The organism is Acinetobacter sp. YH12227, assembly GCF_013417785.1.
In the GTDB taxonomy this organism is placed as follows: Bacteria; Pseudomonadota; Gammaproteobacteria; order Pseudomonadales; family Moraxellaceae; genus Acinetobacter; species Acinetobacter gandensis.
In genome coordinates this window covers 1-11428 of sequence record NZ_VPDH01000091.1, presented here as the reverse complement: position 1 = coordinate 11428, position 11428 = coordinate 1, and the positions used below count along the sequence as shown (strand labels likewise).

The 11428-nt window shown below is 39.5% G+C and carries 11 protein-coding genes; 2 read left to right on the top strand and 9 right to left on the bottom strand.

Annotated features, from left to right (window positions below; all coding sequences use genetic code 11):
• The first annotated feature begins 155 nt into the window (after window positions 1-155).
• Window positions 156-1277, top strand: a complete 1122-nt coding sequence (locus tag FTV09_RS15520; protein ID WP_067766228.1) for a PilT/PilU family type 4a pilus ATPase — start codon at window positions 156-158, stop codon at window positions 1275-1277.
• An 84-nt stretch (window positions 1278-1361) separates the two neighbouring features.
• Here the strand turns inward: FTV09_RS15520 and fur are convergent, their stop codons facing one another.
• A complete protein-coding gene (gene fur / locus FTV09_RS15515; RefSeq protein WP_180058821.1) occupies window positions 1362-1799 on the bottom strand; it encodes a ferric iron uptake transcriptional regulator in 438 nt (145 codons plus the stop codon).
• A 112-nt stretch (window positions 1800-1911) separates the two neighbouring features.
• Between fur and FTV09_RS15510 the strand changes: the two genes are divergently transcribed.
• Window positions 1912-2310 carry an outer membrane protein assembly factor BamE gene (locus FTV09_RS15510; protein ID WP_067766222.1) on the top strand — a complete coding sequence of 133 codons (399 nt, stop codon included), beginning with the start codon at window positions 1912-1914 and terminating at the stop codon, window positions 2308-2310.
• A gap of 43 nt (window positions 2311-2353) precedes the next feature.
• On the opposite strand, the gene FTV09_RS15505 is transcribed toward FTV09_RS15510, so the two are convergent.
• The 8 genes from FTV09_RS15505 to FTV09_RS15470 all read right to left on the bottom strand — a co-directional run bounded on the left by FTV09_RS15505 (window position 2354) and on the right by FTV09_RS15470 (window position 11187).
• Window positions 2354-2680 (bottom strand): RnfH family protein, encoded by a 327-nt coding sequence (locus FTV09_RS15505; RefSeq protein WP_180058820.1) that lies wholly within the window; start codon window positions 2678-2680, stop codon window positions 2354-2356.
• A complete protein-coding gene (locus FTV09_RS15500) occupies window positions 2680-3762 on the bottom strand; it encodes a hypothetical protein (protein ID WP_180058819.1) in 1083 nt (360 codons plus the stop codon). The genes FTV09_RS15505 and FTV09_RS15500 overlap by 1 nt, the downstream gene beginning before the upstream one ends.
• A gap of 140 nt (window positions 3763-3902) precedes the next feature.
• Entirely contained in the window at window positions 3903-4358 is a 456-nt protein-coding gene (locus FTV09_RS15495) for a bacteriohemerythrin (protein WP_180058818.1), read from the bottom strand.
• 274 nt (window positions 4359-4632) lie between these two features.
• On the bottom strand, window positions 4633-5481 hold the full coding sequence (locus FTV09_RS15490) for a class II glutamine amidotransferase (RefSeq protein ID WP_067766205.1): 849 nt from the start codon (window positions 5479-5481) through the stop codon (window positions 4633-4635).
• Window positions 5482-5696: 215 nt separating this feature from the next.
• Window positions 5697-6605 carry an acetylglutamate kinase gene (gene argB / locus FTV09_RS15485; protein WP_067766202.1) on the bottom strand — a complete coding sequence of 303 codons (909 nt, stop codon included), beginning with the start codon at window positions 6603-6605 and terminating at the stop codon, window positions 5697-5699.
• A 10-nt stretch (window positions 6606-6615) separates the two neighbouring features.
• Complete coding sequence (locus tag FTV09_RS15480; protein ID WP_180058817.1) at window positions 6616-8037, bottom strand: phosphomannomutase/phosphoglucomutase; 1422 nt, start codon at window positions 8035-8037, stop codon at window positions 6616-6618.
• Between the two features lie 594 nt (window positions 8038-8631).
• Window positions 8632-9084, bottom strand: a complete 453-nt coding sequence (gene dut / locus FTV09_RS15475; protein WP_067766198.1) for a dUTP diphosphatase — start codon at window positions 9082-9084, stop codon at window positions 8632-8634.
• Window positions 9085-9147: 63 nt separating this feature from the next.
• Window positions 9148-11187, bottom strand: a complete 2040-nt coding sequence (locus tag FTV09_RS15470) for a UvrD-helicase domain-containing protein (protein WP_067766191.1) — start codon at window positions 11185-11187, stop codon at window positions 9148-9150.
• Window positions 11188-11428: the final 241 nt, after the last annotated feature.

The following is an 11428-nucleotide window of genomic DNA, read 5'->3' as shown; positions in this document are numbered from 1 at the left end:
TTTAACAATAATATTTTAAGTAATGAACAACAAAGATATTTAATACGACATTCCATGTCGTATGGCTTACGCCAGTCGCTTATATCCTCGTGCTGAACCACGAGGTTTTACGCTCCAAGTGATAAAATTTTATTTTTTAATTTGGGGCTCACGTTATGGATTTTAACGGCTTACTTGACTATATGGTCGAAAAGAAAGCATCGGATTTATTCATTACAGCCGATGTAGAACCGTCCATTAAAATTAATGGTCAAATTCTGCCTATTGGCTCAACCAAACTTCCGGGGCCAATGGTTGGTCAAATTTTAAATTCCATTATGTCGGAAAAACAGCGTAAGGAATTTGCAGATACTCGCGAATGTAACTTTGCGATTAGTAATAACAGCAAATCCGCGCGTTTTCGTGTCAGTGCATTTCAACAACGCGACCAGCCCGGTATGGTGCTTCGTCGTATTGAAACCGTTATTCCAACCATGGACGAGCTGAAATTACCGCCGATTCTCAAAGAATTAGCGATGACTAAGCGTGGCATTATTATCTTTGTAGGTGCAACGGGTACTGGTAAATCAACGTCATTGGCGTCATTAATTGGTTATCGTAATGAAAATACCAAAGGTCATATCATTACCATTGAGGATCCGATTGAATTTGTACACCAACATCGTGGTTGTATCATTACCCAACGTGAAGTGGGTATTGATACCGACTCATTTGAAGTTGCACTAAAAAATACCCTGCGTCAGGCACCTGACGTGATCTTGATTGGTGAGATTCGTTCACGCGAAACCATGGACTATGCCATTGCTTTCGCAGAAACTGGTCACTTGGTTTTTGCGACCCTGCATGCCAACAACGCCAACCAAGCCATTGACCGTATTATCCACTTCTTTGAAGCAGATCGTCACAGTCAGTTGTTTATGGACTTGTCTTTAAACTTAAAGGCGATGGTTGCGCAACAGCTTATTCCAACGATTGATGGTAACTCACGTCGTGCAGCCATTGAAATTTTGATTAACTCGCCATTAATTTCAGACCTTATCCGTAAAGGTGAAGTACATGAAATTAAAGACCTGATGAAACGCTCGCGTGAATTGGGCATGCAAACCTTTGACCAAGCTTTGTATGATTTATATAAAGCTAAACAGATCAGTTATAAAGATGCGCTGAAACATGCCGACTCACCTAACGATCTACGTTTACAAATCAAATTATCGGAAGAAGGTGGCGAACATTTACTTCGTGCCAATTCGAATATTACCTTTGATGGTCAACATTAAGTTTGAGCTATATTCAGAATATAAAAAAACAGACTTCAAAATGAAGTCTGTTTTTTTATTCATTCTAAACTAACAAATGTTAGTTTATTTTTTACGATATGCTTCCTGACAAGCAGGCTCATCGCAATAACCATATAGGTTTAAAGAGTGACCTGTAAGTTCAAAGCCGAACTTTTTAGCCACTTCATGTTGTTCATGTTCAATCACGTCATTGGTGAATTCAACCACTTTATTACAGTTTTGGCACACAATATGATCGTGATGATCTTCTTGCATAATTTCAAAAACTGAATGGTTATTCTCAAAATGATGGCGCTGGATGATACCTGCAGCTTCGAACTGTGTTAACACGCGATACACAGTTGCTAAACCCACATCTTCACCCTGTTCGAGTAAAGTTTTATAAATATCTTCCGCACTTAAGTGATGTTGTCTTGAATTTTCAAGCAATTCCAAAATTTTAATTCGTGGAAGTGTTACTTTAAGTCCAGCTTTGCGTAAATCTTGGTTTGAAATAGGCATGAAAAAAGGTCTCTCAACAAAATTAAAGTTGGAATATGCAACAAAGTTTAGATGCAGTATGATCTATCCTTGGATCAAATGCATCATAATTAATTTGGGATAGTTTAGCAAAATGCAAAAAATCATGCTGACGTTATTCGTCACTTCATTGCTCGTAGGCTGTTCGACCTTGGGCGTTTATAAAGTTGATATTCCACAAGGTACACCATTAACACAAGCACAAGCATCTAAAATTCAGGTGGGAATGAGCCACCAACAAGTCCGCTTTTTGCTAGGTAGTCCAACCATTGCCGATCCAATGAATCCGCTACGTTGGGACTACATTTATAAGTATACCCCAGGAACATATGCTAAAAAAGCCAAGATTCCTGCCGCACACGGTCAACACCTAAAAATCTTCTTCGATCAAAATGGTATTGTGCAACAAGTTGAAGGTCTGGAAACCATTCCTGAATCTCAACCAGGCTTACCAGGTTCTAAAGAAGCAATTTTAAATGCGCCACCACTATAGCCGCTTTAAGATAAAAATAAACCCCTTAAATAAGGGGTTTTTTTTATGAATACAATTGTTTAAAGCGATTGCCTCGACAATAACGCCCCACCGGATTTTTCTTCGCTCGATTACGACGAATATCCTTTGGATTAATGGTTAATGCACGATAGATTTCAACACGATCACCGGCTTCTAATACCTGATTTAAGTCCTTTAAACGCGTGCCAAAAATACCAACAGATAACTCATCGGGCAATTCAACTTGCTGGCGAATACCACTTTGTTCAATTGCCTGTCGTGCTGTTATACCTGGGGTAAATGCCAGCGGGATCAAATACTGCTGAGCCTCACCCGCATAAGCGATCCAAACTTGTTCGATGATAGTCATTAGATTAACTGTCCAAGTACAGAAACCAATGCAAGTACAATCGACAATGGCAATACGATACGTACCGCTATCCGCCAAATATTATAAAAAACTTCACTGCTAAAATTCATAGATTTACGCAAATGGCTTATTTTCATAATCCAGCCTGCAAAGATCGCGTAGATCAAGCAAATGATCAAGCCCCAAACCAATAGCGCTATATTTAATACTGGCACAACTGCATTTAATGTCCATACCAATACAGCAATCGCTAAAACAGCCCATTGCACAATCACTGCTAATTGACGCTGTTGTAATTGTTCACGTGCCATTTGCACCAGTAATGCAGCAGCCGCTACTAGCCCGACAACCAAAGCCAATGCAGGAACTTGCGCTTTTGCAGCAAAATATGCAAATGCAATCACAGCCAACAGTTGCGCAATCCAAATTGGAAATACGGTTTTAGTTGCAATATCTTGTTGTTTTACTGCGGGCAAACTTGACTGCCAATACAATCCTAAACCTAAACCACTAGCAACCAATGCCAATACTGTTGCATTGCCCCATTCGCTAAATTCAAGCGCAGTCATTTTCCATTCTGGCAACGCTGTTCCCATGACATTCGCTAGAATTAAAGATGCGATTACTGCAAGCGCTGTAACAATCACCAAGAACTGGCGTGGAATAAAAGAAAAAGCAAATGCAATTACAGCCAATACTGCCAAAATCAAACTATGCGATCCATTATTTAGCGCATGTACACCGACATATTGTGCAGCAGCAGACAACATTCCACCTGCTAAAAATGGAATGAATACGACAGCTAACCAGCCGACTAAACGCCATTTCGGTGAAGCATCAGCATCACGTGTTAGACTTGAAAGCGCTTGAACAGCAGTGGTCTTTGAACGTTTCGCAAGTGCAATTTCTAAATAGCATACAGGCAAAGCCAAAATAAGCATTGTACCGAGCCATAACAGCCAAAAATCTAACTGACGTTCAATCTGAATACCTGTTACTGGTGCAAGCGTTGCAATAATAATAAAAGATAAACAGAATGCCATTAGAGGCGATAACCACTTTGACATCGCATTGTCCTGCATGACAGATTCCTTTAAAAATTCTTGTGCTATTTTGCCTTGCCGAGCTATGAAAATCAAAAACAAAAAGCAAACCACCGTTAAGATGATTTGCTGCGCAAATTTTTTATTAGATTTTAATTTTTTTTATCTCGATTTCACCCTTAAGAAAAGAAACGAGCGAACCAATTTTTACCTTTTTTCTTCTCTTTTTCTTTGATGATACCCATCATATTTTCTTTCACTGCACCTACGTAGTCTGCATCATCGTGTTGAATATGATTAATCAACCATTTAGAAAGCACTTCATGTAGTTCGCCTTCAATCGCTTGACCCATTTCAAAACGATCACGGTAAGATTCAATCTTTTTAATAAATAAATCATGTACACGTTTATGTGGTACACGGTATTTATAACCCGCTTCTTCCTGTAAAGACTCTTCAAAAGTAAAGTGCGACTGTGTGTAATCAATAATGTTTTCCAAAATTTGTTTTACACGGTCACGATCAGTATTAGCGTCAATACCATCGATTTCATTGATGTAATCAAGAATACGTTTGTGCTGATCGTCAATCACATCGATGCCAGTATTATATTCTGGAACCCATTTCATTTTCATTACGACCACCTGCAAATATAAAGGACTTATCACGTAAAATTCATCATATAGATAAAGCACTTAAATAAAAATGAAGTGAAAAGGTTGGTTTTACCGCTTTAACTGTCAATTCAAATGTAATTGTTTGTTTTTATTATGTAAATTTAATTTATCCCGACCATAAAGTTCAGATATTTTTTAATCAATTCAATATGTTATAAATATATATTCAATTTTTCTTAATTAAACAGTATTCAACTATGCATGAATACTGTTCATGTCAAATTAACTGCATTTAATATTGATCTGCGCGTGTGACACGTTTCAACGATGGATCAAGGCGTTCACGTTCTAAACGTTCGACATATGTGAGCGCAGAGCGGATTGGTCGGCCATGCTGAAATAAAATCATTTCGCCAGGTTGATAGGGCTGCCAAACTTCATTTTGAGTTAATGGCTCAGTCGTAATCACAGCTACACGGTCATCCGCTGTCGTAACTTCACTAAAATCCACTTCTACATCTAAATCAATAAGCTGTGCGGGCTGAAATGGATATTCACGCACGAGCCAATGTAATTTGGTGATGGCATAACTAAATAAGGCTTGCCCGTTAGATAGACAAAAATTAAAAGTACCATGCTCAGCAATTTGCGGAGAGATCTCTAATAGTAAATCGAAGATTTGATCCAATGTAGGTTCGGTATAGCCGAAACGTTTCACCAGTTGTTCAAGCAAATAACAAAACGCCAGCTCGCTGTCCGTATTACCGACAGGGGTAAAACGACCAGTCAGCTCAGGCTGAAAGCCATGCAAGTCACCATTATGCGCGAATATCCACTGTCTACCCCATAGTTCACGACTAAAAGGGTGTGAGTTTTCGAGGTTGATTTTACCTTGCGTGGCTTTACGAATGTGGGCAATCACATTACGTGATTTGATTGGGTAATTACGAATAAGTTCCGCAATCGGTGATTCTACAGCAGATTGATTGTCGACAAATAAACGACAAGCTTTATCTTCAAAAAAAGCAATACCAAAGCCGTCACAATGATCTGATGTGACCCCTGCTCGCTGCGAAAAGCCCCGAAATGAAAAAGTAATATCGGTGGGTGTCGCACAATTCATTCCGAGCAGCTGGCACATGTTCTATCATCAAGCTAGTAAATCTATGATTTCACTATTGTGCATGACCTTTTTAGCACTTGTAAATCGTTAAAATCATTGCTGATGCTATTTTTGTGCCTTTGTCGTCAGATTACATACTTCATCATTGCATTTGAGTCCAACAGTTATTTGATAAATAATAAAAAAGCCTCAAATGAGGCTTTTTTATTATTTATCAAAACATGCTAAGCATCTTAAGCTTTTTTCACATTCGCACGGTTGGTAATCAGCGTCCCTACACCATGATCAGTAAAAATTTCAAGCAATGTCGCATGTGGAACTCGACCATCGACAATATGCGCACTGATCACGCCACCTTTTACTGCATCTAGCGCACATCCGACTTTAGGAATCATGCCGCCATAAATCACGCCAGTTTCAATCAGACGGTCAACTTCTTGCGTGGTTAAACCAGTTAATAAGTTTTTATTTTCGTCCAATACGCCTGTGATATTGGTCAATAAAATCAACTTTTCCGCGCCAAGCGCTTCAGCCACTTTACCAGCAACAAGGTCAGCATTGATGTTGTATGTATTGCCTTCTTCATCTACACCAAGTGGCGCAATCACAGGAATGAAATCACTTTGTGTGAACATTTCAAGCACATCAGTTTTCACACCAACCACTTCGCCTACTAAGCCAAGGTCGATTTGTTGCACAGAACCATCTTCGGTAGTTTTTTCCATCAATAATTTTTGTGCACGAATCAGGTTGCCGTCTTTACCGGTTAAGCCAATCGCACGACCACCGTGTTTGTTAATCAAATTCACGATCGATTTATTCACGCTGCCGCCCAACACCATCTCTACAACTTCCATCGTTGCAGGATCTGTTACACGCATACCATCAATACGGTCAGACTCACGACCCAGCTGTTTCAGGAATGAATCAACCTGTGGGCCACCGCCATGCACGACAATTGGGTTTAGACCGACTGTTTTTAACAACACGATATCACGTGCAAATGAGCTCTCAAGCTCAGGATCAGTCATGGCATTACCACCGTACTTCACCACCAGCGTTTTACCCGAAAAACGTTGAATATACGGTAAAGCTTCCGTCAGGATTTGTGCCTTGTCGATGCCGGTATGTTGATGTGGCATTTGCCTCTCCTTATTGAGCATCTAATATGTCTTGAGCAATCACTGAATATTGCTCTTTTAACATGGAAACAAACAGTTCTCGTATTTCCTGTAAACGCTCTGGATGATCGGCATCAAAGCGCACTGTGAAATACTCCCCTGTATTCGATGCTCGAATGATGCCAAATCCATCATCAAAATCAAGACGTATCCCATCGATTTTACTCATTTGTGCAGAAATCGCCTGAGATTTTTCCTCAACATGTTTGAGTAGCTGTAAGGGATCATGGTGATGAGTGCTGATATAAAGATCTTCTGTACCAGCGCGTTCAGGGTAAAGTGCTAAGGCTTGGGAAAGTGTTAATCCTTTATCCTGTATAAACTCAATCACTCGTAATGCCGCATAAAGACCATCATCGTAGCCTGCGCCACGTCCATCGTTAAATACATAGTGGCCAGCATATTCGCCACCAAAAACAGCTTTGGCTTGCGATTGGGAAATGTACTTTCGTAAAAAGCTACTTCCTGTTCGAATCATAGTGGGTTGTCCACCCATGCTTAAAACTGTGTCACGAATCATGGTCGAGCATTTCACATCATAAACCACTTCAGATGTAGGCTTAGTCTCCAAACAAATCTGCGCAAATAAACATAACAAACGATCTGCCGAAATGATTTGGCCTAATTCATCCACCAATACTAAGCGGTCACCATCACCATCAAGTGCGATACCAATGTCAGCCTGTTGACTAAGCACCATCTCACGCATTTTTTCTAAATGTTTAACTTGGGATGGATCTGGGGCATGATCTGGAAAATGGCCATCAGCATGACAACGCAAAGCGGTCACCTGCCCGCCCAGTTTATTCAAAAGTAATGCAGCACAATGCCCAGCAGAACCGTGCATGCCATCGATTACCACATTAAAGGGTTGTCGGATATGAATATCATTTAAAATATATTGTTGATATTGCAAACAAAACTCTGGGCGAATCTCATGTTGAGGCAACGCCTGCATTAACGGATTTTTTTGTGGTATGAAAATGTGTTTTGCTTCTTCAGCAACCTGCTGAATCATTGCAGGACAAGGCGGTTCCCCTTGAATAATCCATTTAATACCATTATCTGACTTTGGATTATGGCTTGCAGTCACCATAATGCCATTGCCTCCAAATTGACGTGCAATGTAATACAGCATTGGACTTGAGCAGCAGCCAATGATTTCGGCATCAATATGATGATGTAAGCAAACATCTTGAATAATTTGAGCATAATAAGGACTGGTCAATCGTGCGTCATAACCAATTGCAATACGGTATTGATTGGCTTTTTTATATTGCTTCACTAATCCATGTGCAATTGAATGGACAATATCTGCATTCAGCAGCGATACTTTTCCCCGAATATCGTATGCACGGAAAATATGTGTAGGAAAATTGAACAGTGAACCCATAGTACGTTCTTCTAATCATGCTTAATTTATTGCTACGTTCAATTCTGTGTTGAATTTGAACCTTCAATTAAATTATGAAAACCTGAAAAAGGTGTAGCGTTTTTATAACAAATTAATTTAAGAATCAATTAATAAAAATTAAACAAATGATAAAAAACAATTTATATTATTGCAAAATGTTTCTTAAGATTAAAATACTTTTATTAAAAATATCCGAAGCTTAGAAGCTGAATATTCTATACAACTTACAAAACTCAGAGATTCTCTAAACAATTTATTTTAGTGATAGATGACAGTATTTTATATTTCAATCTGTACAAAAATAGTTAAGCTTGTTTCAGAACGACATCAATTGCATTCAAATAATTGATTTTTGCCGTAATAATCGTTAACCAATACGCATAATCAACCAAATAAAAAACAGATCAAGAGCAAATTGAGATCAACAAAGCTCTACAATTCATTTTCTCTGATAAATTCGATGTATCAATTAACTAAAAAAGGGCAATTTTAATTGCCCTTTTTTAGATCAATTTATGCATATGAAAAATGATGACAATAATTGATTTTTCTTAGACTGTTAAATGCAACTACTTAGTTTTTACCCGTGTGTCCAAAACCACCTGCACCACGCTCAGTCGCTTCAAACTCATCCACAATGTCAAACTGTGCTTGAACTACAGGAACCAAGACATATTGAGCAAGACGCTCACCTGGCTCTAAACTGAATGCAGTTTGGCTACGGTTCCAAACCGATACCATAAGCTCGCCTTGGTAGTCCGAATCAATTAGACCAACAAGATTACCCAATACGATACCGTGTTTATGACCAAGACCCGAACGCGGCAAAATTAAACCTGCAAAATTACTATCTTCGATGTAAATCGATAAACCTGTTTTAACTAGAACAGTTTGGCCTGGTTCAATCACTGTTGTTGCTTCTACACATGCACGTAGATCTAGGCCAGCTGAACCTGTTGTTGCATAAGTCGGCATAGGCCATTCTGTACCTAAACGTGTGTCGAGAACTTTAACTTGAACTTTCATGGTTCATTCCTGTTTCAATAAAACGAATTTCAAAAATAAATAATATTTTCTACGCTTTAAGCTTTAACGCTTAATCAGCGCACGTAAATTTTCTAAATAATGCTGTGCTTGCTGTTTAGGATCGATATCACCGGCCAGTTTTTTCTTGCGACCTAACCATTCCAATTCATCCTGTGGAAGCTCGTCCAAGAAACGGCTTGGTGTCATCTGACGCATTTGACCACCCGCTTTACGCTGCTCAGCCAATGTCATGGTTAAGCCTTGACGTGCACGGGTAATACCTACATACATCAAACGACGTTCTTCCTCGACAGTATCCGCAGCGATTGAGTTTTTATGCGGTAGAATTTCTTCTTCCAGGCCAATCAAGTAGACAAAAGGAAATTCCAAACCTTTCGATGCATGCAAGGTCAACAAATTGACTTTATCGGTGTCTTCTTCTTCTTGTTGCTGTTCTAACATATCGAGCAGCACCATTTTACGAATCACACTTTCTATGTTCTTTTCATCGACATCTTCAGCTCGGTTAATCAAACTTTGAATGCTGCTATAAAGTACTTCAATATTATCCAGTTTGGTTTTTTCCTGCGCTGGCGTTGCTGCCGACTCTTTCACATAGTCGATATAACCCGCTTCAATCATCATGCGACGAATAATCGGTACTGGCTCATCATCTTCTAACAATTCACGGGTAAAGGTTGAAATAAAGTCCGCAAATTCAGCCAATTGTGTTGTAGCTTTTTTCGGAATCGCCATACTCAAGCGCTGATCACCTGCCGCACTGAGTAAAGATAAATTACTCTCTTGTGCAAACAGTCCGAGCTTTTCTAAAGTCACAGGGCCAATGGCACGTTTTGGCGTATTGATAATTCGTAAGAATGCACTGTCATCTTCAGGATTGATGATCAAACGCAAGTAGCTCATCAAATCCTTAATTTCGGCACGAGCAAAGAATGACTGACCGCCCGATAATTTATACGGGATCTGCATTTGGCGAAGCTGCGTTTCAAGCGCACGTGCTTGGAAGTTTCCGCGATACAAAATGGCGTAATCTTTCCAGTTTTTACCATTCATCAATTTATGTGTGATCAAGTCTTTAACAACACGTTCTGATTCATCGTCATCATTACGACAAGTAATCACACGAATTACTTCACCATGACCTTTATCCGACCATAATTTTTTATCAAAAATATGTGGATTATTGCCAATCACGGTATTTGCTGCTTTCAAAATACGACTGGTCGAACGATAGTTCTGCTCTAACTTAATCACTTTTAAGTTACGAAAATCTTCGTTCAATAACGCCATATTTTCGGGCTTCGCACCACGCCATGCATAAATAGATTGGTCGTCATCACCTACTGCAGTGAATTGCCCCATCACGCCCACGAGTAATTTCACCAAAATATATTGCGCGGTGTTGGTATCTTGATATTCGTCCACCAATAAATAGCGGATACGATTTTGCCAACGATCACGTACTTCTGCATTTTCCTGCAACAATCGCGTCGGCATCACAATCAAATCATCAAAATCGACAGCATTGTATGCACGTAAATTTCGCTCATATAGTTGATACAGATGCGCAAATTGAACATCTTCAGCCGTTTCACAGGTGGTATGTGCTTGCTCAGGTGGAATCAGATCATTTTTCCAATCTGAAATCATTTTCATGGCCTTGGCAATGAGCTCTTTACTTTCCGCACCCGACAAATTATCGCGGTGCATTAAATCCATCAAAATACGTTTGCAATCATCTGCATCTAAAATAGAAAAATTATTTTTCAGTGGCGTATTTTTTAATTCCAAGCGCAGCATGTTCAGCCCGAAATTATGGAATGTAGAAACCGACAGCCCTTTCGCCTCTTCACGGCTCATTAGCTTGGTCACACGTTCCTTCATTTCACGTGCGGCCTTGTTGGTAAAGGTCATCGCGGTAATACGGTGCGCAGGAATCCCACAATGCTTCACCAAATAAGCAATTTTACGGGTAATCACCGATGTTTTGCCTGAACCTGCCCCTGCAAGTACTAACAAGGGTCCTTGAGTGTATTTCATTGCTTCAAGTTGCTTGTCGTTCAACTGACTTGCCAGTGACATAGTCTTTCCTCTTTTTAATCCGAGGATGATTATAGTCATCTGAACTCATCTTGCCTAATGCAAAATGCGTTTTATCGGTCATTAAAATTGGCATAAAAAAAGCCACCCGAAGGTGTAATGCCAGTCAGTTAAGAAATTGACTGGCATTTTCTTGGATATTTTTGTGCTTTAATTTTCACTACTCGCGGACATTGCCTTTGCCTTTTTTCAGGTAATACAAATATTTTAGATTGTTCAAATA

Excerpts from the sequence above, each read along its gene's own strand:
- FTV09_RS15520 (WP_067766228.1), top strand. The coding sequence starts at position 156 with ATGGATTTTAACGGCTTACTTGACTATATGGTCGAAAAGAAAGCATCG.
- fur (WP_180058821.1), bottom strand. The coding sequence starts at position 1,799 with ATGCCTATTTCAAACCAAGATTTACGCAAAGCTGGACTTAAAGTAACA.
- FTV09_RS15510 (WP_067766222.1), top strand. The coding sequence starts at position 1,912 with ATGCAAAAAATCATGCTGACGTTATTCGTCACTTCATTGCTCGTAGGC.
- FTV09_RS15505 (WP_180058820.1), bottom strand. The coding sequence starts at position 2,680 with ATGACTATCATCGAACAAGTTTGGATCGCTTATGCGGGTGAGGCTCAG.
- FTV09_RS15500 (WP_180058819.1), bottom strand. The coding sequence starts at position 3,762 with ATGCAGGACAATGCGATGTCAAAGTGGTTATCGCCTCTAATGGCATTC.
- FTV09_RS15495 (WP_180058818.1), bottom strand. The coding sequence starts at position 4,358 with ATGAAAATGAAATGGGTTCCAGAATATAATACTGGCATCGATGTGATT.
- FTV09_RS15490 (WP_067766205.1), bottom strand. The coding sequence starts at position 5,481 with ATGTGCCAGCTGCTCGGAATGAATTGTGCGACACCCACCGATATTACT.
- argB (WP_067766202.1), bottom strand. The coding sequence starts at position 6,605 with ATGCCACATCAACATACCGGCATCGACAAGGCACAAATCCTGACGGAA.
- FTV09_RS15480 (WP_180058817.1), bottom strand. The coding sequence starts at position 8,037 with ATGGGTTCACTGTTCAATTTTCCTACACATATTTTCCGTGCATACGAT.
- dut (WP_067766198.1), bottom strand. The coding sequence starts at position 9,084 with ATGAAAGTTCAAGTTAAAGTTCTCGACACACGTTTAGGTACAGAATGG.
- FTV09_RS15470 (WP_067766191.1), bottom strand. The coding sequence starts at position 11,187 with ATGTCACTGGCAAGTCAGTTGAACGACAAGCAACTTGAAGCAATGAAA.